Origin of the sequence: Pseudoalteromonas fenneropenaei (assembly GCF_042643375.1) — a bacterium.
In the GTDB taxonomy this organism is placed as follows: Bacteria; Pseudomonadota; Gammaproteobacteria; order Enterobacterales; family Alteromonadaceae; genus Pseudoalteromonas; species Pseudoalteromonas fenneropenaei.
This window is the reverse complement of sequence record NZ_JBHRSD010000001.1, coordinates 100,163-119,922: the sequence shown is the minus strand read 5'-3', so window position 1 is coordinate 119,922 and position 19,760 is coordinate 100,163. Positions and strand designations below refer to the sequence as shown.

General features: G+C 43.8%; 15 protein-coding genes. 7 read left to right on the top strand and 8 right to left on the bottom strand.

Annotated features, from left to right (window positions below; translation table 11 throughout):
• Positions 1 to 181 precede the first annotated feature (181 nt).
• A complete protein-coding gene (locus tag ACFOEE_RS00510; protein WP_377119825.1) occupies positions 182 to 1,042 on the bottom strand; it encodes a S1 family peptidase in 861 nt (286 codons plus the stop codon).
• 179 nt (positions 1,043 to 1,221) lie between these two features.
• Between ACFOEE_RS00510 and ACFOEE_RS00505 the strand changes: the two genes are divergently transcribed.
• The 4 genes from ACFOEE_RS00505 (at position 1,222) to ACFOEE_RS00490 (ending at position 4,954) form a co-directional block, all read left to right on the top strand.
• Positions 1,222 to 2,295 (top strand): type 1 glutamine amidotransferase domain-containing protein, encoded by a 1,074-nt coding sequence (locus ACFOEE_RS00505; RefSeq protein WP_377119823.1) that lies wholly within the window; start codon positions 1,222 to 1,224, stop codon positions 2,293 to 2,295.
• A gap of 221 nt (positions 2,296 to 2,516) precedes the next feature.
• Positions 2,517 to 3,173, top strand: a complete 657-nt coding sequence (locus tag ACFOEE_RS00500; protein ID WP_377119821.1) for an RluA family pseudouridine synthase — start codon at positions 2,517 to 2,519, stop codon at positions 3,171 to 3,173.
• A 280-nt stretch (positions 3,174 to 3,453) separates the two neighbouring features.
• Positions 3,454 to 3,984 carry a hypothetical protein gene (locus tag ACFOEE_RS00495; protein WP_377119819.1) on the top strand — a complete coding sequence of 177 codons (531 nt, stop codon included), beginning with the start codon at positions 3,454 to 3,456 and terminating at the stop codon, positions 3,982 to 3,984.
• A 172-nt stretch (positions 3,985 to 4,156) separates the two neighbouring features.
• Positions 4,157 to 4,954, top strand: coding sequence for a hypothetical protein (locus tag ACFOEE_RS00490; RefSeq protein ID WP_377119817.1), 798 nt, complete (start codon positions 4,157 to 4,159; stop codon positions 4,952 to 4,954).
• Positions 4,955 to 5,183: 229 nt separating this feature from the next.
• Here ACFOEE_RS00490 and ACFOEE_RS00485 read toward each other — a convergent pair whose 3' ends face one another.
• From ACFOEE_RS00485 to ACFOEE_RS00475, 3 genes are all read right to left on the bottom strand, one after another.
• Positions 5,184 to 5,852 (bottom strand): hypothetical protein, encoded by a 669-nt coding sequence (locus ACFOEE_RS00485; protein ID WP_377119815.1) that lies wholly within the window; start codon positions 5,850 to 5,852, stop codon positions 5,184 to 5,186.
• The gene (locus ACFOEE_RS00480) at positions 5,845 to 6,189 is read right to left on the bottom strand and encodes a PadR family transcriptional regulator (RefSeq protein WP_377119813.1); all 345 of its coding nucleotides are present in this window, start codon (positions 6,187 to 6,189) and stop codon (positions 5,845 to 5,847) included. The genes ACFOEE_RS00485 and ACFOEE_RS00480 overlap by 8 nt, the downstream gene beginning before the upstream one ends.
• A gap of 217 nt (positions 6,190 to 6,406) precedes the next feature.
• A complete protein-coding gene (locus ACFOEE_RS00475; RefSeq protein ID WP_377119811.1) occupies positions 6,407 to 7,366 on the bottom strand; it encodes a septation protein IspZ in 960 nt (319 codons plus the stop codon).
• 230 nt (positions 7,367 to 7,596) lie between these two features.
• On the opposite strand from ACFOEE_RS00475, the gene ACFOEE_RS00470 reads away from it, so the two are divergent.
• Positions 7,597 to 10,830 carry a S41 family peptidase gene (locus tag ACFOEE_RS00470; protein WP_377119809.1) on the top strand — a complete coding sequence of 1,078 codons (3,234 nt, stop codon included), beginning with the start codon at positions 7,597 to 7,599 and terminating at the stop codon, positions 10,828 to 10,830.
• A 289-nt stretch (positions 10,831 to 11,119) separates the two neighbouring features.
• Positions 11,120 to 11,863 (top strand): glycosyltransferase family 25 protein, encoded by a 744-nt coding sequence (locus ACFOEE_RS00465; protein WP_377119807.1) that lies wholly within the window; start codon positions 11,120 to 11,122, stop codon positions 11,861 to 11,863.
• Positions 11,864 to 12,018: 155 nt separating this feature from the next.
• On the opposite strand, the gene ACFOEE_RS00460 is transcribed toward ACFOEE_RS00465, so the two are convergent.
• Positions 12,019 to 13,215 carry a helix-turn-helix domain-containing protein gene (locus ACFOEE_RS00460; RefSeq protein ID WP_377119806.1) on the bottom strand — a complete coding sequence of 399 codons (1,197 nt, stop codon included), beginning with the start codon at positions 13,213 to 13,215 and terminating at the stop codon, positions 12,019 to 12,021.
• Positions 13,216 to 13,386: 171 nt separating this feature from the next.
• Between ACFOEE_RS00460 and ACFOEE_RS00455 the strand changes: the two genes are divergently transcribed.
• Positions 13,387 to 14,118 (top strand): DUF2306 domain-containing protein, encoded by a 732-nt coding sequence (locus ACFOEE_RS00455; RefSeq protein WP_377119805.1) that lies wholly within the window; start codon positions 13,387 to 13,389, stop codon positions 14,116 to 14,118.
• 74 nt (positions 14,119 to 14,192) lie between these two features.
• Here ACFOEE_RS00455 and ACFOEE_RS00450 read toward each other — a convergent pair whose 3' ends face one another.
• The 3 genes from ACFOEE_RS00450 to ACFOEE_RS00440 all read right to left on the bottom strand — a co-directional run bounded on the left by ACFOEE_RS00450 (position 14,193) and on the right by ACFOEE_RS00440 (position 19,713).
• Complete coding sequence (locus ACFOEE_RS00450; RefSeq protein ID WP_377119804.1) at positions 14,193 to 14,801, bottom strand: superoxide dismutase; 609 nt, start codon at positions 14,799 to 14,801, stop codon at positions 14,193 to 14,195.
• Between the two features lie 62 nt (positions 14,802 to 14,863).
• Complete coding sequence (locus tag ACFOEE_RS00445) at positions 14,864 to 15,358, bottom strand: hypothetical protein (RefSeq protein WP_377119802.1); 495 nt, start codon at positions 15,356 to 15,358, stop codon at positions 14,864 to 14,866.
• 212 nt (positions 15,359 to 15,570) lie between these two features.
• The gene (locus tag ACFOEE_RS00440) at positions 15,571 to 19,713 is read right to left on the bottom strand and encodes a hybrid sensor histidine kinase/response regulator (protein WP_377119800.1); all 4,143 of its coding nucleotides are present in this window, start codon (positions 19,711 to 19,713) and stop codon (positions 15,571 to 15,573) included.
• Between the last annotated feature and the right edge of the window lie 47 nt (positions 19,714 to 19,760).

Here is a 19,760-nt window from a genome sequence, read left to right as displayed (position 1 = left end):
ATTACCTTTCGTTTTTTACACTAATGCTTGCAGCTTACTTGAAAACGGCTGAGGATGGAATGTGACCCCATATAGCAATGTCAGTATAATTTTGCGAATAGAAGCGAAAGGGGCAAGGTTCGTAATAACTTGGTATTGGTTTATCTAGCTCAGCCCTGTGGTTAGCTTTACTTATGTTAGCCTACTCATTCGAAGCTAGATTTATTTCTGCGCATAGTTGCGGTAGGCTCGCGACACTTAAGCCTGGCATCAAATGTTTTAGTTGCGGCAGAGCGATGGCGGCACGCTGCTCTTCGCTGCCGGACATCACGTTATTGATCCAATCTTTGAAATAGGAAATGCGCGTGTAGTATTCGCGATTGCCGTATTTGCCAATGGTGCTGCCTATTTCTCCGCGCGAACTTACCCCGAGTACCATGTAATCATCGCCGTGTTTAATAAATGCAGGGCCACCGCTGTCTCCGCCACCGCCAATGCCTTCTAGTGGAAGTGCTTCATCACCTTGGCGAAAAATAAACTGTAGTAGCGGCCCTTCGGCCTTTGCCACGGTATTATTGGCTTTGCGTAACACGCCCTTGTTTTCAGCGTTATCAATTGTTTGCCCCTCTTGCCCGGTTCCCGTTCCGCCAGCACCAATAAATGTGACGACTTGGCCCAGCTCATCAGATGCTGAATAAATCTTGGCTGGCTTAATGCGAGTGACAGGCTCGGCTAACTCCAGTAGGGCCAAATCATGGCTAACGCTGGGAGTATGATTAGGATGAATAAAGCGGCGCTTTACTGTGACCTTTTCCCCTCCGACCAAAATACTTGCACCTGGGTTGGTGCAAAAGGTGGTATGCGCTGCGGTGAGAACCCAAGTGGGGGCGATTAGCGCACCGTGAGCGCCATCAAGGTAAAACTGGGCGAGAGCAGGAAAGTCTTGCAAAGTAGCTAAGTAGTTTTCTGGTGCGACATCATGGCGCAGTACAATCGCGGATACTGGCAATGCCGCAACTGCAAAAAGTACGGTGCTCACTAAGGGAAGAAAATGTGATTTCATATTTAGATTACGGTTGTAATTTGTGCTAATTACATTAGATCTATTCAAAAAGAATTACAAGTGTAATCCTTGCTCGCGCTCATTTTTAAACCTCAGTCTAAGATCTTGCGTCTTGCGATTTCACATTGATTTCACATGCTCAACTTTAATCTGGGTTAAATCTCAGCGGAGCAACAAGAATGTTAAAGAAAATACTCATCGCCTTTGTCTGTTTAGTGCTAGTTTTGGTCAGCGCAGGATTTTGGGCGTATGGCTTAATTGATACAGCAGCACTTAAACACAATTTAAAGACTACTCAAAAAACGGAACTGGCTTATCTCAGCAAGGATATTCCAGATAATCGCGGTAAAATCTTAGCGGTCGTAACCAGTCATAATAAGCTGGGTAATGCTGCAAAGCCCGTGGGCTATGAACTTACGGAACTCGCACGTGCCTACTATGTCTTTGAGGCCAACGGTTTTAGTGTGGATATCGCCAGTCCACAAGGGGGGACACCACCGCAAGTGCTCGATGGCGACGATATGGCAGAGTACGATTATGCCTTTTTGAATGATATCGCAGCCACAGAGAAGCTGGCAGACACCTTGAAGCTGAGCGAAGTTAATCCGGCAGACTATCAAGCGGTTTACTTTGTGGGAGGGAAGGGCACTATGTTTGATTTTATTGCTAACCCCGAAATCACTCAATTAGTTGAGCACTTCTACAACGACAATAAAGCCATCGCAGCGGTTTGCCACGGCCCTGCGGCCTTATTGGGTGCGAAAAATAGCCAAGGTGATTTTATTGTGACGAATAAAAAACTCACCGCGTTTACTAATCCAGAAGAGTTATTATTGATCCCCGATGCCCGAGAGATTTTTGGTCAACTGCTACAAGATAGGTTAGTGGCTGAAGGAGCGCAGTTTTACGAGGGGCCTATGTATTTAAACAATGTGGTTATCGATGATAATTTAATTACAGGACAAAATCCTTGGTCAGTGTGGAAAATGGCTGAGGCTACCATTGAAAAGTTGGGCTACACACCAAAACCACGGACAGTTACTGCAGAAGAGTATGCAGTTGAGATTTTAAATATCTATCATCTCCAAGGTCGCAGCCAAGCGCTTAATTTTGCTGAGCAGTTACATCATAACCAGCTGCCTTACCAGCGTAATTTGGTTTTTATTCATGCACTAATGGCCTTTATGCAATTTGATTTACTCGATGGTGTGGGGATGTTGATATTTGTGCAGCAGCTCAAAAATCTCGGCTAACCGTTTATATTTTTAGTACTGAAGTTGCGACAGTGAAGCTCACATTTGCTTAGCTACCGTCTAGCTGCAATGCCACGGATTGTGTGAATGGCTTTTGTCGGGAACAGTGGCGCACAAAGCCTTTATTCATAGGTCTGCACAGTCGGATTGACAGGCAAAGGTTTGTGACCCCAAAGCAGTCAGGTATACTTTGCCACAAATAGCTTTCAGTACTACTCCAGATGCAAATATTTGAATACAACCCGCCAAGCGACCCATGGCTTGATATCCGTTATCAAGACGATGATTTTGTGATTATTAACAAACCTTCTGGTTTGCTATCAAACCCTGGACGCGCAGAAGTCACCTTTGATTGCGCACTAACACGTTTAGAGAAGCAGCTTGGCAGTATTTACTTAGTGCACCGTTTGGATTGTTCAACCTCGGGTGTGATGGTGTATGCCAAAAGCAAAAAAGTTGAGATTGACCTTAAAGTACAATTCCAAAACCGCACCACCAGTAAAGTGTATGTTGCCGAAGTGCAAGGGCATTTAGCGCAGCAAGAAGGGTGTATTGATTTACCTTTGGCAAAGGACTCGGACAACGTACCGAAACAAAAAGTGTGTTATGAGCAAGGTAAATCTGCGGTGACTTATTACCGAGTGCTTGAACGTCGTGCTAATTCAACGCTAGTAGAGCTAAAACCTGTGACTGGTCGTACTCATCAACTTAGGGTGCATATGTTGGCGCTTGGTCACCCTATCTTAGGCGATGATTTTTATGGTGACGCTGCGTGCTTGGCAGCTGCGCCAAGGCTACATTTACATGCCCAAAGCTTAAGCTTTGCACACCCAACGAGTAAAGAACGGGTAAGTTTTAGTGTGGAGCATGGGTTTTAACGCCCTTACCAAACTGATAGCGGGTTAAACTTTGCTAAAAGTAATATATGCTAAAAAACTAATTATAAAAACAAAGAACTTGATAAAAGCGAAGTAATATCATTATGTTGAATTTTTCCTTTATTAAGTTGTTTAGTTTTTGTGGATATTTATTTTTTTCTTTGGGTGTTTTTTATATCTGTTGGTTGAGTTCTTTTAATTTATTTTGCACTTTTATTTAATTTGGCTATTGTTAAGTTGTTCAAGCTTAGTTGAACAACTTAATCTCAAAGGAATGAATATGCTTAAATATAGTAAAATAGCTTTAGCTTTATCAATTGTAACTTTAGTAACCGCCTGCCAATCGACTATAGGTGTCAAGACAAAAAGTACGGAGGTTTCCATAACTATTGACACAAATAGGCTTGCCCCTTTTGGTTGGTTAAGCCCCTCTATAGCAAGTCAATTTAACCCCGATGATTTCTATTTACAAATTGACAATGTTAACTCCTACACGGAAATGCAGTTAGCAGCTGTTGATTTGTACAACAGTGCTGGCAGGGTATTTAATTCGCGAAGTTTCCAAACTAAGCGGGTTGGTAATAATGTGTATTTTAACTCACCGGACGAAGTTAAGAACTGGTTTACGGACTCATTAAACGCAAATGGAGAGATAAGTTCAGTCAAGGTCAATGTTGGTACATTGACCTCATATAAAGGGCACGCAAGTTTGACCGTGAAGTATTATGAGAATGGGAAAATGGTGGCTGCAGCAACCCAGAATTATATTTGTCACAATGGTGAAATGGATTCCATGTGCCAAGAAGAGTGATATAATTGGGTTGGTTATGGTTTTGTCTATTTCAATTTGAATTGTAACTGAAAATTTTGTTTAAAAAATAATTGAGTCGCGGGTTTTTAATTGAGTTTTAGATGCTCGTGATTTAATTTTTCAAGGAAGGTAAGGTGGTTGATTTGAGATCACCTTTTTTAATTTGGATGCTATGCGGTTTTATCTTATTTTTTGTATTTTATTAAGCGTTACTGCACTGACTGCATGTAGCTCATTTTATCGAGGGTCACAGCAAGTTGAGAGTATTTATGCGGTGCACCAGAATATCTTTGGAATTTACACCGTTAGCGCAGTAAATCTGGGCAAAAGAGAGAGAGTTCATCGTATCTATCCATCCGATTTTCTGTCAGATGAGTTTATTTCCTTTTCGTTAGATGGTGTAACTTTTAAAATACATGGGGTTGCAGGCTTATTGTCTGAGAAAGAGTTTTCTGGATTGGCCAAAACAAATGATAAGGCGTGGTTTAAAAATTCGTTTAACGTAAATGTTATTTTAATTGATGAAGAACGCTTTAGTTATATTGCTAAGGCGGATGGGCGGGAGTTTTTCTTTTTAATCCCCAAAGGCTATTTTTCTACTCTTGATGTCAGTCTTATTTCACATATGCAGTCTGTTTTTCATGAAACAAGTCATATTGACGATTATCTGGCAGGGATTGATAATGTGGAAGATGGTGAAAAAAAGGCGCAGCTTCTATCCTACTGTTTAATATCCCACTATTTCAAAAATATAACTTTTGATCTAGCTATCTGGTTGGACTCTCATCAGGAGCTAGAAGACGCATATGTTTTTGGCAATTCCGTAGACAAAGCTTTGGCCGACTACAGAGAAGCTATCATATTGATGATAAAAGGTATAGGTGAGGCTAAGTTTGTTACTTCGAATGAGCAGCAGGTTGATATAGTACATCGCTTATGTGAAAGTAATTTAAACTATAATTTGGAATAGGTTTTGTTTTTTAGGGTTTTTAGTATTTTTTAGCTAGTTAAAAGTAAAGTTGCAATTTGAAGTTAACTCGGTTTCTTTGCCATATGATGTGAGCGGGCTTGATTTAAGCCCGTTTATCATTAATTCAGCTTGGTTTTTTTATCAATGCCCGGCTTAAGCTATAAGTCAGAGTTTCAACTCTTACGAATAAGGGTTGAGCAACATAGATTGGTAAACCTGCTTTATATCTTTATACTATTTCGCTTATCAAATTAATCCGGTATTGAATTTTTTGCTCAGCGACATAACACAGTGTTTTCAAGCCAAAGCTATACATCAACACTAAAATGCACACGCCGAATGCTGGACCAAATTCAGTGGCGAAGTTTTCAAGATTCACTGAAATCGCCACTGCGCCGATAAAGGTGGTAAATAGCGCCATCAATAACGAACTGTTGCCCATAACACGATAAAACTGCTGCGCGGTTTTTAGCTCTACGCTAGAGAGTTTAAGTTCATCGTTAAACACCACCGCGAAGGCATTTTTCATATCTTGAATAGAGGTGGCGCCGATAGCAAAAGCCAGCGCTGGTGGAAATATCAACAGGAGTGATGGACCATCAATAAAGGTAAGTAAATCGCCATCGGAGCCGAACAAGAATGCCATTGCAGACACCGCAGCAAAAACTAATAAGCTTAAAATAAACATGAGCATTCCTCGTTTAGTATGCCAAATATAGTGATTAACTGTACGAAGGGCTTGCTGGATATACCATTGCTTAGCACTCGCACTATTGTTGTGATGTCGGGTTTGGTATTCCTCTGCGAGGTCACCAAGCACGAGTTCTTTTAACTCTGGTGGTAATGACCAACGTAAAAAGCGTTCCAGCAGTGGCGGCGGCGGTGTAAATCTAGCCAAGGCATTCTCCTTGTGCCGCAATAGAAAGCCCTTGCCAAAGCTGGGTTAAGGCTTCTTTAGAGCGTTGCAATGAGCGCATACCGTCTGCGGTAACGGTAAAATATTTCTTGGCACGACCACCGCGCTCAGCAGTGGCTTCCCCTAAGGCGCTTGCCAACAAACCTTTTTTTTCTAGCCGTTCAAGCGTGGTGTAAAGTGCGCCAATGGTGACATCTCGACGGATGGATTCTGCCAGCAATTGACGAATAGTAGCGCCATAGGCTTCGTGCTTTAGGCGTAAAATCGCCAGCAAGATCATTTGCTCAAACTCGCCAAGATACTTCTCTTTCTCTGTCATATTTAACCTACATTGTAGAGTAATTAAATTCAATGTAATTCAAGTCGCATAATTGTGCAAATATATTTATCTACATTGTAGAGTATTAAGTGGTGGGTAAAGATGTGGCAAAACAAGGGTAAAAAAACAGGTGTAATTTACTGATGGGCATATTGATTGTGCCACTACGCTGAGATACTGCGTAGTGGCGCTCTGCTACTTAAACTAAGACAAAGACTTATCTGCTGACGTTATCAGAGAGTTCATTGGGGCTATCGGTAACTTTCTTTCCGGCTTTCCAGAGTAAGATAAAAAACAAGAGCAAAGAGATTGGCATATCAAAAAAGGTATCATAAGTGAGCCAAGCGTCTTCGCTTAGGTAGGTCGCAGCAAGGTAATTTGCGCCTGCCATCCACACGCCAATCAGCCCCATACCGATGACAAAATATTGATGCGCAACGGGGGCACTGAGGTAGCGAGTAAAGCGAGGCCCGAAATAACGGCCTTGTCTGAATATACCGTCACTTAAAAATATTGAAGCGCTGATTATGCCCAAAATTGTGCCTTTCAATTGCACTAAGTATTCACTTTGGAAAAGTAGAGAAAATATACCGGATATCAGTAGCATGATAGTGCCAAACACGGCCAAGCCACCGAGCAAGTCGACTTTTACAAACCGCTGCAGTACTACAAGCGCTAAACCTAACACCACGCCACTTAATGCGGCTATGGTGAGATCGCCCGTTACTTTTGCGACAATAAAAAATGCGATGCCAAGTAAGATGTCAGCAAACAATGAGTACTTGTTTTTTTGCCACTGTTGGCTTTGTTGCTGCTGCTTTTGCTGAGCTTTCTCGCTGAGGGCATCAGGCAAGAGTTTTTGCAAGCGATTAACCGCGAAACGTATGTCTTCTTGTGGGTGACTGGCGTAAATAAGCTGGTTGTTTTCTGTCACCTCTATACCGACATTCCACCAACTGTAGTAACCCACCGAGACGGTGACGGGCTCAGTCTGATTAGCAGGTTGAAAGGTATGTTCAATAATTTTAAGTTGGTTTTTCAACGACTGTTGATATTCATCAAGCAAGTTTCCGTTGCAAAATAGTTGAGAGGTGTAGCCGTGCAAGGAATAACTGAATTTTACTTTATACTCCTCGCCTTTATAGTTAAAAGGTCGTTCATAAGTCCATATACGCATCGTTTTTACTGCTGCTATTGAATTAAAGTGCGTTCCTATATTAGGTTTTAACGAGGGCGTTTTCAATGTGTGGTAAGACATGAAAGCACCTTAAGAAGGTCTATGCCCAACTCAAGCAGCTGAGGTAACTGCCGTAACATTTTGTCACAACTTCTTGTCTCAAAAAGCTTTTAAATCAGGGGCAGATGTTATTATGTATCATCAAATTTAAAGCACGACATGAGCGCACAATGAAAATAAAACATCTTGTTTTGGCCGTGGCAGCAATTGCAGCTCCGCTGGCTTCGGCGTTTCAAACGCAGGACACTCGCATTTTACGTTTTCCCGATATCCATAAAGACTATGTGACTTTTGTCTATGCCGGTGATATTTACGTGGCGAATACCAAGACCGGTAAGAGTGAGCGTTTAACCCATCATGAAGGTTTTGAGACCTTTCCTAAATTTTCGCCTGACGGTAACCGCATCGCCTTTGCTGCTGAGTACAATGGTAGTCGGCAAATTTATGTGATTAACCGTGATGGCTCGGGTTTAAAACAACTCACCTATTACAACGATGTTGGCCCGATGCCACCACGCGGTGGCTATGACTACCGAGTGATGGATTGGACGCCAGATGGTAAACATATTGTGTTTCGAGCTAATCGTACGCCCTATGGTGAACGTATGGGGCGCCCGTATATGGTGCCTGCCGACGGTGGTCTGGAGCAGCCCATGGCAATCCCTGAAACCGGTGGTGGGATGCTATCACCGGATGGTAAGCAGTATGTTTACACTCCCATTGATAGAGAATTTAGAACTTGGAAACGCTCTCGCGGTGGCCGCGCCCAAGATGTGTGGGTGTACGATTTAGAAAAAAACACCTCTAAGCAGCTTACTACTGACCGAGCTACAGATCAGCAACCGAATTGGGTCAACGACAGCATTTATTTTGTGTCGGATAGAGAATACACCCTGAATTTGTATCAATATCGCGAGGGGAAAAAGCCACTCAAGATGACCTCACATACTGAGTTTGATGTGTTGTGGCCTTCAGCAGGACCTGACGCTATCGTCTATGAAAATGGCGGTTATCTCTATCGTTTTGACGACAAAAGCAAAACCAGCGAAAAGTTGACCATTAATATTGAGGGCGTACGCGAGCACACCTTAGCGTACAGCAAAAATGTAAGCGATTTTATCGATTCAATGGATATTTCCCATGACGGTAAACGAGCTGTGTTTACGGCACGTGGGGAGCTTTTCACTGTGCCAGTAAGCCAAGGCCCGACGCGTAACCTCAGTTACACTCCAAAAGCACGTGAAATAGAAGCCAGTTGGTCACCAAACGGTCGCTATATTGCCTATATGAGCGATGCTACCGGCGAGTACGAAATTTACTTAAAAGACCGCGCCAACCAAAACCAAGTTAAGCAATTAACCAGCAATGGCACGATTTGGCGTTTTACCCCGAAATGGTCACCGGACAACAGTAAGTTACTGTTTGCAGATAAAAACCATACCTTGTGGCTGTTGGATGTCGCTTCTGGCAAGCAAACCAAAATTGATGTGGCAAAGTATGATGAAAGTGGTTTAACGCAATATACTTGGTCGCCCAATTCGACTGATATAATTTACGTGAAGAACAACGAAAACCGCTATTCATCGCTGTTTCACTACAATATTGAGTCAAAGCAAGTCACACGTTTAACTGACGACATGACCTCAGAAAACAACCCGACATTCTCTCCAAATGGTGAGTATCTCTATTTCAGCTCTGAGCGTGATTTTAACCTTACATTTAGCGCTTATGAGTTTGACTATATGTTCAATAACGCCACGCGCATTTACGCCGCAGCGGTGAACAAACAAGTTAAGCCAATCAATGCATTAAGTTCGGATGAAGCGGGCATCATTGAAGATAAAAAGGCGGAAGATAAAAAAGCCGATGACAAAAAGGCGCCGAACAATCAGTTTGAGATCAGCGATTTTATGCAGCGTGTGGTTGCAACTAATGCACCTGCTGGAAATTATCGCGCGCTTAGCGCAGTCGACGAAGGGGTGCTGACGTTATCTGAAGGGGCGTTAAAACTCATCTCGAATAAGCCAACTGGCAAAGTTGAAACCGTGGCTGAAGGGATCAGCCAATACAAGGTATCCAGTAACGGCAAACACATTCTTGCGCGCTCCGGTAAAACGCTTGGGGTGATAAAGCCCCAAGCCAAGCAGGATGTGAAGGCCAATGCGCTAGACTTATCGAAGATGACTTTAAAAATTGACCCAAAAACCGAATGGCAGCAAATATACGTTGAAGGTTGGCGGACATTACGCGATTGGTTCTACGACGAAAACCATCATGGTCAGGACTGGGATGCCATTCGTGCGCGTTACCAACCTATGGCGGATGCCGTAGCACATCGCACCGATTTAGATTATGTGCTGAGTGAAATCGCTGGTGAAATTAACGCTGGCCACATTTATGTGCAATCCGGTGATGCGCCAAAAGCTGAGCGTAAAAAGCATGGTTTGCTGGGCGCGGAAATTCAAAGCCACAGCTCAGGTTTTGTGCAAATCAGTAAGATTTACCAAGGTGAAGATTGGCACGAAGACTTCCGCTCGCCACTTGGGCAAACTGGTATCAATGCAGCAGTAGGTAACTACATTGTGTCGGTGAATGGCCAAGCGGTTAATCAAGTCAGTAACTTTTATGAGCTGCTCGAAAATACCCAAGGCGAGTCGGTTGAACTGCTGTTGTCAGATAAGCCAAGCTTAGACGGCGCCTGGCAAGTCACCGTGAAACCAGTGGCGAGTGAACAAGGTTTACGTTATCTCGATTGGGTGAATAGCCGCGCGCAGTACGTGCATGAGCTATCGAATGGCAAAATTGGCTATGTACATTTACCGAATACCCATTATGAGGGTAACCGCGCACTATTTAAGAACTTTATGCCACAAACGAACAAAGATGCGATGATCATTGATGATAGATACAATGGTGGCGGTTTTATTCCTGAGCATTTAATCTCGTGGTTGGCGCGCAAGCCATTGAATTATTGGAAGCGTCGTGGTGTTGAGCCAACAAAGACGCCAGCATTTGCGCACGATGGTCCAAAAGCTATGCTGATCAACGGTTACTCAAGCTCAGGTGGGGACGCATTGCCTTACTACTTCCGCCAAGCAGGGCTAGGTAAGCTGATTGGTACGCGCACTTGGGGTGGCTTAATAGGTATTTCTGGTAATCCATCGCTGGTGGATGGCGGACAAGTGATAGCTGCAACTTTCCGTATTCTGGATAATGACGGCAACTGGATCATCGAAAACGAAGGGGTGACACCAGATATTGAAGTGATTGACCGCCCAGAGCTCATTTATGCAGGCAAAGATCCTTCCATTGAACGTGCCGTAAAAGAGTTGCTGAAAGAGGTAAAAGCCAACCCGAAAAAGGCGCTTACTGTACCTGCCGCACCGAGTAACTTTAGAGACTAATCATACTATTGCTAGAGTTGAGTAAAAAGGGACTTTCGAGTCCCTTTTTTGCTGTTACTTGTTGAACATATAGGGACTCATTTGTTATTTTGCAGGCGGAATGGCTGGTATCAAGCATTGTGTGAATTTAAAGAGCGCCATGCGGTTGCTGCCCTCTTTGCCGTAGGGGGCCGACCTTAATTCAGCGTGAGAGCCGTTTTCACATTTAAGAATATGCTGGTAGAGTGCACTCCACCAATTTAGTGTATCCAGTGCTTCAAGCACAACGCAAGTATAGGAAATAATACCAATGATCTGCCCAATTTTTGTGATTAACATGGAGTCAAGTATTGAGCGTTGGGCGACAACCCAAGCTCGATTGCAAGAAATTGGTCTTGAGGGGCAACGTTTTCCTGCGACAGTTGGCAAGCTGCTCACGGAGCAAGAGTTAGAGCAGTGGTACGATAGAGCGCGCAACGCCAAGCATCATCACCGTCCTCAAACACTAGGGGAAATCGGCTGTTATATTAGTCATTATCGTATTTGGCAAAAGGTAGTCGATGAGCAAATACCTTTTTGCATCGTGCTCGAAGATGATTTAACCATTGAGCCTCATTTAAACGAGGTGCTTGAGCAATTAGCTAGGTTACAACATTGGGATTTGATAAAGCTTTCTGACGATAGAGCGAATCCATTTATAGATACTAAAACACTTAGCAATAAGTTGACACTAGGGAATTATTTGAAAGTGCCTAATGGCTGCCAAGGGTACGCGGTTAGTCTATGTGGGGCGAAAAAATTACTAGCGCGTAAACCATTCTTTCGGCCTGTTGATGTCGATATGCAATTTCACAGTGAGCTCCAGCTACAGTTAATGGGTATACAACCTTATCCAGTTGCCGAAGATAGAAGCTTTCAAAGTGACATTTCAGCCATAAATGCAGGGAAACATTCTCACGGCAGTACCTTTTGGAAAAATTTAAGGTATCGGGCTCATATGTATTTCGAACGCAAAAAGAAATCAGCGTCGTTAGAAGAGGTTATTCGTTCATAGTGTCACCACTTGGAAAAATACTGCGATTTGCACGTTACCAAAGGCTTAACTGAGTTATTGAGTTTACTCCTGTCTAGTGGCAAAAAAGCTTAGGTTATATATAGTCCTGCCAAGGTCCATGCGGATTCTGGGTAGGATGCATCTATCAGGCTAAACTAGGGCAAATCATGTGCCTTTTTAAACTCACTTGGCGTGACACCGGTGTGCTTTTTGAACGCGCTATAAAAGGCGGATTTTGAGTTATAGCCAACTTGCATGGCAATTTCTAATACTGTGCTATCGCCGCTGGTTAATAGCGTTTTTGCTGCCTCAATGCGATGTTGATTGACTAAGTCAAAAAAATTACTGGTGAGGGTTTCGTTGATGGTTTGCGAAATATAATTGGGCGACACTTTGATATGTTGCGCAAGTTTAGGCAATGACAAGGCGGAGTCTAAATAGAGTTTATCTACTGTCATGGCGTCGGTAATTTTCAGGGCAATGCGAGTGGCTAAATCTGCGGTAAGTGCCGAACGTTGGTACTTTATCGTCGTTTGTGGTGCCAAGTTATCTGTAGCGGGGAGTGCATCAGTTGCATCGTAGATATCTTCGAAACCGGGCTTTTGCCGTAATCCCCAATTCGCTACAAACGCTACCATAGCAAGCAATGCGGTACTTGAATAAGGCCCGTAAAATTGACTTGTCCAGAATAAGTTGTCCAATACCAAATTTAACGCAGCACCACCCCAAACTAGCGCTATCAAGAGCAGCAACAAGTTAAGCCAACGTAGCTCTTTTTGCTCGGTACTGGCAAAAATGTGTTCGAGCTGTGCTCGGTAACGCAGCAGCCGACGGGTCATTTTATAAAGATAGTAGGCCGATTGCGCCACCCAGCCCAGCACTAAGCCAAATGTCGCGATAAGTAAAGTGTAAGTGAGATATTTAAGCCAAGCCGAGACGTCTTGCAAAATGCGCTCATCGCCGGTGGTAAGTAAACTGATTTGGATGTCTTTGGGGATAAAATTGGCCGTTATTGCCACCACTAACCCTGCTAAAGCGGGGATAAAATGACGCCGTTCAGCACGATTGAATTGCCATGGTGTTTGTTGCGTAAGGCCTTTTACATAGAGCCAAAAACTCGGTGCGATAAGTAAAAGGGCTGGCAAAGATAAAAATAATAAGGTGATCTGGATTGCTGGGAGCAACTCTTTAATGGTGGGTTGGCTGACTACAACAGCTATCGAAAATAGGCAGAGTGCAAGCGGGAAATAGCTCTGATTTTGCTGGGTTCGTTGAATAAGTAAAGTTCCGCTAAAGAGCAAAATACTGATAGTGGCGATATTTAAGGCAAATTCTAAGGCAGTAAAATTCAAACTTAATGTCCCATTTTCTCTTTTATTTTTATCAGTTTAGCTCTTTTAACGCAATCTGCCCTAATCATTCACGGGCAAATATTGGTTCTAATCAATAGGCGCGAACGACATCCTTGCACAGCTTTGCCATCATAGCCGCAGTTAAAGCCAAAACGCATCAAGGACAATATCATGAACCTTTATAACCATAAAGTGCATCTCACTTCGTCAGGAAAAGAACAGTGGAAAGTCATCTGCCTGTTATTCTTGTTACTTGCTATTCCCGCTGTGCCAGGCGCTACAATTTTGTATGCGGTACTATTTGAAACCAGCGCAGCAAATACAGCTATTAACCCCACTTATTTTGCCAAGCCGGCAGCAATATTACTGCATGGTGGGGCTGGTATTATTTTCTTCTTAACCATTCCGCTGCAATTTTCTCGGCGCTTAAGAACCAAATACAGCTATGCACATAAATTTATGGGCAGGGTGGCCGCGCTATCTGGATGTACTATGGCGCTGGCGGGGGTTTGGTTATATCACGTGGTTTCTGCCGATAAATTTGGTGCACCTTATGTGGCTTTGGTGTTACTCGCTTTTTTAATTTGTGGTTGTTTTGCACGCGCGGTGATCTGTGCGATGAAAAAGAACCTATTGGCGCATCAAGTTTGGGTGACTTACGCCGTGGCCTTTTCGTTAGTTGAAGTTTCGCGTGTCATCTTAGAAGTACTGGTGTATTTAGCCTTTGCTGGAACAGAAACCACATTGGCCGTAATCACACCTGTGATACTGGAATACGGACGCTTTATTGCAATGGCTGTAAATATCCTAATTGCGACTGTGCTTGCAACACGCATTCAAGTTCGAGCGCAGCAATCGCCAATGCAGACAACAGCGCGGCGAGTGACTGCTGAGACGCTGTAAAAAACGCTACAGCGACATATTGGACGTTTTACGCCAAGCAAAGTTGGCGCAGCTTTTGACTATTTAGTTGCGGTTTACCGTGCGGCTAAGTAGCGGCGTTCAACCTCCTGCCAAGCAATGACATTGAAAAAGGCATTGATATATTCAGGACGGCGGTTTTGATATTGCAAGTAGTAAGCGTGCTCCCACACATCTAAGCCAAGGATTGGCGTTAGGTTTTGCATCAGAGGGCTGTCTTGGTTAGCTGAGCTGGTCACACTTAGCTTACCTTGGCTGTCGACCACTAGCCAAGCCCAACCGCTGCCAAAGCGAGTCAGGGCGGCTTTAACAAACAAGGCTTGAAACGCATCGAAGGAACCAAAAGTAGTTTGTAAGGCATCGGCAAGCGGCCCAGATGTTAAGTGCCCACCTTGAGCTGACATCACAGTCCAGAACAAACTATGGTTATGATGACCACCGACATGGTCGCGCACCGCGCCTTGTAATGCCGCTGGCAGAGTGTTGATGTTGGCTAACAACCACTCGGCGGAGGCGTCTTTATACTGAGTGTTAGCCAAGGCTTCGTTCGCCTTATTGACGTAGGTTTGATGGTGTAAGGTGTAATGGATCTCCATGGTTTTCGCGTCTATATGCGGCTCTAGTGCGTCGTAACTGTAGTTTAATTGCGGTAGTGCAAATGCCATAGCTGTGCTCCTTGTGTGTAACCTTGTATGCCAACAGCGATTGCTGTAAAGCATCGAGGTTATTAATGAATTAATTGGTCAGCCAGAGGTTCGACTTGCATCGCATGATTGAGTTTGGCGATAAGTTCTGGGCGATGAGCGTAACGCTTGGCAAATGAATAGGTTTGTTGTTTAAGTTGTGAAATGTGCTCACATAAGCAGTAATTTTCAGGTTGTGTTTGCTTGGCAGCAAGAGCAAATGCACAGCCATGAAGTTGCAGATGTGCCTCTATCAAGCTCTCACATGCACTCTCAGCGTCGTGCTGTGCAATAGTGCAATCCACGATATTTAAATAGGATACAACGAGCGCTGGAATATATTGGTCAGCTATCCAAGCCACTGGCGGATTGTTGTCGCCAAAAATCTCTGTTTGAGCCTGCAATAACCACGCTAAACTGGACTCATAGCGTTGGTTTGCGGTTTGGAAACGGCCATGTTCAAAAGCCAAGTTGCCTGCCATGATCTCTTGCTGCCAAGCGTACATAGCTGCCTTTATTTGCTCGTGTTGCGCACTCATATTTATAAATTTGGTTATTTACTTAATGAAAATCATTATCATTACTATTTGTGGTAAGTGCAAGCATTTTATATGCAGTAAGCCAAGTAATGCGTTGCAGTGGGTGAGTGCTGCACTTGTTAACTCATCAGGTAACTTAGTACGAGGCCCATCAGAAGCGGACTAAGAGAGGTGTTTAACTTGTGATGAAAGCTATAAGATTAAAGTTAAGACTACGCTAAGGCGGGGTTTATTTTAGTTAGCCATTGCGCGAGTTTTTGCTGTACTTTTTCTGGTTCAATGGGTTTGGTGATGTAATCATTCATTCCCGTATCAAGACATTTTTGCTTATCACCCTGCATCGCATTGGCGGTCATAGCGATAATTGGGATTGCAATATTGCTTGTGCCTGCTGCACCGAGTCTTATCTGTTTGGTGGCTTCATAGCCATCCATTTCCGGCATTTGGCAATCCATCAGCACGATGGCATATTCGGCGAGTTGTAATTTTTCAATGGCTTGTAAGCCAGTTTCTGCCACCTCTGTGCTTAAACCTATCGTATTTAACACCCTAAGAGCTACCAACTGATTGATTTTGTTGTCCTCGACCAACAGCACCCGGGCTGTTTTGGCCCAGCTAGGGGTGCCGGTAGTAAGGTGATTTACTGTGCTAGCATGCGGGTCATGCTTATCGCTTAGGTAAGGTGACAGCTCATCTCTAGCCAAAGCTAAGCTTTGCAGCAATTTTGCCGTTGTAACAGGTTTTGAGAAGTAGCTATCTATGCTCATGTTCATCAGGGCTTGTGCCTCACCTTGTTCGGCCAAAGGTGTCATCATGACAAGTTTGGGTGAGGGACTGCAATTCTTTACCAATTGGCAAGGCCAGTTTTCTTCTCTTAGATCAGCTTGGATTTTATTAAATAAAATGATGTCGACTTGCTCAGTGCTTGATGATTGTACGGCATGAAAGAGACTCATTGCCATGTTACAGTCGGCAGCTTCAGATACCTTAACACCAAAGCGCTGTAATTGTTTGTGGATTGCGGCGCGGCATGCGCTATTTGCATCAACCACCAATACATGCAAATTTAAATGTCCAAGCTCAAGTCCGGTATCATCGGCAGTTGCGCTTTTTTCAACAAGACAGGTAATCTCAAAGCGACTCCCCACCCTAAGCTCACTGGTGACCTTAATGTCACCCTGTAGTAAGTGACAGAGTCGTTTAGTGATACTCAAGCCAAGCCCCGTCCCACCGTATTTACGTGTGGTTGAGGCGTCCACTTGTCTAAATGCTTGAAATAAATGCTCGATTTCCTCTGCTGGAATACCTATCCCGGTATCAGCAATAGTGCAAGTAAACTGGTAACAATTCGCTTGCTGGGCTGCGGCCAGCTGCGCGGTGATAATGATTTCGCCTTGATTGGTGAACTTGATGGCATTACTCAAAATATTAGTGATAATTTGCCTGATCCGGGTTGGATCTGACTTCACTTGACTGGGCTTGATATCAACGAGGTCAACAATCACCTCAACCCCTTTTTGTTGCGCTGGGAGTGCCATGGCAACGGCAAGTTCTTCAATCAGGCCTTTCAAGTCAAAATCAATATATTCGAGTTCTAGTTTATCGGCTTCAATCTTGGAGAGGTCGAGAATATCATTAATCAGCGTAAGCAGTGAGGTCGCGCTGGCACTCGCGATATTAACGGCATTGGTTTGCTCTGGAGTCAGTTGACTTGATTTTAATAAGCCTAACATGCCGAGCACTCCGTTCATTGGTGTCCTTATCTCATGGCTCATATTGGCGAGGAATTCAGATTTCAGCTGGGTGGCTGCTTCTGCTTTTTGCAAAGCGTCAGCCAGCTCTTTTGCTTGTGCAGTTAGCGACGCCGTTTTTTCCGAAACTTGTTGTTCAAGCTGTTGCACAAATTGCTTCTGGCGGATAACTTCTGCTTTGTGTATTCGAGTTCGAACATAAATGATGGTAATAACTAAAGCACTGCACAAAATCACATAGAGGCTATAGGCCCACCAAGTTTTCCAAAGCGATGGGGCGACATGTAACTTAATCGCCAACACGTTTTCACCCCATTGCCCATTGCTCTTGGTGGCTTTGACTAAAAAGGTATAGTCACCGGCATCTAGGTTGGTAAAGGTTGCGGTATTGCGGTTACCTATATCAATCCAGTTATCGTCGTAGCCTTCTAATTTGTAGGCGTATTGATTTTCATGCGGGGCAATAAACTCCAGTACTGCAAATTCCAGCGAAAAAATATAATCAAGATGGGATAGATAAATATCAGTTACATATGAATAAGGTTTATCTAACTTAAATGGATGGCCCATTTTATGAAACCCAGTTAACACTAGGTTAGGCTCATGGTGTTTAGTCTCAGTTGGCAAAGCACTGAAATATTCAACACCGCGTTGGCTGCTGGTAAAAAGGAGGTTGTCTTTGCCTTTAACTAAGCTGCTTGGGTAGTAATTAAGCCCCAAGAGACCATTTTGGTTGTCAAAATTTTTCACTTCTTTACGGCTCAAAGATAGTTTGGAAACGCCCTTATTGGTGGTTAACCACAAGTTACCGGCTTGGTCATCTACAATTGCGCGCACTAACGTAGTTGGCAAGCCATTAGCGGTAGTGAAATGTTTGAAGCTTTGTGTTTCAGGAAGATAGAGATTCAAACCCTTTTGAGTTGCTACCCAGATGTTGCCATCTTGAGATTGGTAAATGTCTTGAACTATGCTGCCGAGCAAACTGTCAGCTTGGTTTTTATTATTTTTGAAGACCTGAAAAGTGCGCTTGTCCTCTTGCCAAAGGTTAACGCCATCACCAGTCCCAACCCAGATGTTCTGCTTGTTATCGCGAAATATCTTCAAGACTTCGGGGTGAGATAGGCCAGCACTACTGTCCAACTGGCTGAATGTTTTGGTTTTGGTATCGTAAAGATAAATGCCGTTTTTATATGTGCCAATCCACAAGTTTCCCAGCCTGTCTGTGCTAAGCGCACGAATTTCGCGAAACTGTTTATGGGCAGGATCCGTTTTTGGGTAAGTTAACAGCTCAGCTTGTTGTGTATTTAAGTCAAAGCGCGCGATACCTTCATCTTGCGCAACCCAAAGTATTTGATTGTTATCAAGATACAGCACTGGCTGTTCGAGTAAGCGATTTTCATTAAACCCATTTGTGGCGGTAAAAATAGCGGTAGAGAGACTTTCTAAGGTTTGAGTTGCAACGTGAAAGCGAAACAGACTAGAAGATGAAGTTGCAATCAGCAAGTCGCCATTTTCATCAGCTGTAATGCCATTGGGCGCGCTTAAAGCAGGATGATTAATGGACTTAAACTTGCGATTGGGGACCAGTTTATAAATGCCGTGGACTTCATTGGTGATCCAAATAGTACGTGCTTGATCTTCAAAAATAATACGAAAGCCGCTGGAATGCGGTAAATCGAGTTGTTCAATTTGCTGATTAGCGCTGGTGAGACGAAACACCCCTTTGCTGGTAACAAACCAAATATTGCCATCTTGGTCCTCTATCATGGAGTTGACTTGGCCTAAGTGCTCGTCGTCTTGCAAGCCCAATTCGATAAAAGAGCCTGAGGATGGTTGAAATACGAAAGGGCCTTGTTGCGTTCCTACTAACGTTTGACCGTCCGAAGTGATGAGGATATGGCGAATCTCGTTTGCCCCGGTAGGGGTTGGGTTATTTGGATCTGGATAAAAGTAGGAAACGGTATTGGTGGTTTTATCGTAAAGGTTCAGCCCGTAACTGGTTGCTATCCATAATTGGTGCGGGCCTTTCGATGTAATATCCCAAATACGATTGTGTGATAGTCCAGAGCCCGCGTCACCTTTTTGCAGATAGGCGAATTTCCCGTCACCTAAATAGCGATTCAAGCCTTTGTCATAAGAACCTAGCCAGATTGTTCCGTCTTCATCGTGATATAAAGATTGGATACGATTGGCAGAGAGCGAGTCAGAGCGGTTGAGGTCATGTAAAAAATGTTCAAACCTCCCAGTTTGTGGTTCATAGCGATTCGCTCCTCCTCCCCAGGTTCCGATCCAGACATTACCATAGCGGTCCAACATCAAGTTGCCAGCATCATTGTGTGAGAGGCCATTATTACTATCAAACTCAAATAAGGTTACTTTGCGGCCGTCATAGCGCATCACGCCGTTTTCTGCGGTGCCAAACCACAACAAGCCTTGTTGGTCTTGGATGATGGAGTAAATCTCTGAGGACACAAAGCCATCTTCGGCGGTGAGACGCTTTACCGAATATTCGTTCGCAAACCGCGGATACTGCCCAAAACACAGGGCGGGTAAAGCAGCTAATAAAAATACAATGAGACGGACAGGGGAATACGATTTATCCATAAGAGAAGTCTTATTTGGCGCCGAGGGATAAAACAGTGTTTTATACA

Coding starts and splice junctions, on each gene's coding strand:
- ACFOEE_RS00510 (WP_377119825.1), bottom strand. CDS start 1,042: ATGAAATCACATTTTCTTCCCTTAGTGAGCACCGTACTTTTTGCAGTT.
- ACFOEE_RS00505 (WP_377119823.1), top strand. CDS start 1,222: ATGTTAAAGAAAATACTCATCGCCTTTGTCTGTTTAGTGCTAGTTTTG.
- ACFOEE_RS00500 (WP_377119821.1), top strand. CDS start 2,517: ATGCAAATATTTGAATACAACCCGCCAAGCGACCCATGGCTTGATATC.
- ACFOEE_RS00495 (WP_377119819.1), top strand. CDS start 3,454: ATGCTTAAATATAGTAAAATAGCTTTAGCTTTATCAATTGTAACTTTA.
- ACFOEE_RS00490 (WP_377119817.1), top strand. CDS start 4,157: ATGCGGTTTTATCTTATTTTTTGTATTTTATTAAGCGTTACTGCACTG.
- ACFOEE_RS00480 (WP_377119813.1), bottom strand. CDS start 6,189: ATGACAGAGAAAGAGAAGTATCTTGGCGAGTTTGAGCAAATGATCTTG.
- ACFOEE_RS00475 (WP_377119811.1), bottom strand. CDS start 7,366: ATGCGTATATGGACTTATGAACGACCTTTTAACTATAAAGGCGAGGAG.
- ACFOEE_RS00470 (WP_377119809.1), top strand. CDS start 7,597: ATGAAAATAAAACATCTTGTTTTGGCCGTGGCAGCAATTGCAGCTCCG.
- ACFOEE_RS00465 (WP_377119807.1), top strand. CDS start 11,120: ATGATCTGCCCAATTTTTGTGATTAACATGGAGTCAAGTATTGAGCGT.
- ACFOEE_RS00455 (WP_377119805.1), top strand. CDS start 13,387: ATGAACCTTTATAACCATAAAGTGCATCTCACTTCGTCAGGAAAAGAA.
- ACFOEE_RS00450 (WP_377119804.1), bottom strand. CDS start 14,801: ATGGCATTTGCACTACCGCAATTAAACTACAGTTACGACGCACTAGAG.
- ACFOEE_RS00445 (WP_377119802.1), bottom strand. CDS start 15,358: ATGAGTGCGCAACACGAGCAAATAAAGGCAGCTATGTACGCTTGGCAG.
- ACFOEE_RS00440 (WP_377119800.1), bottom strand. CDS start 19,713: ATGGATAAATCGTATTCCCCTGTCCGTCTCATTGTATTTTTATTAGCT.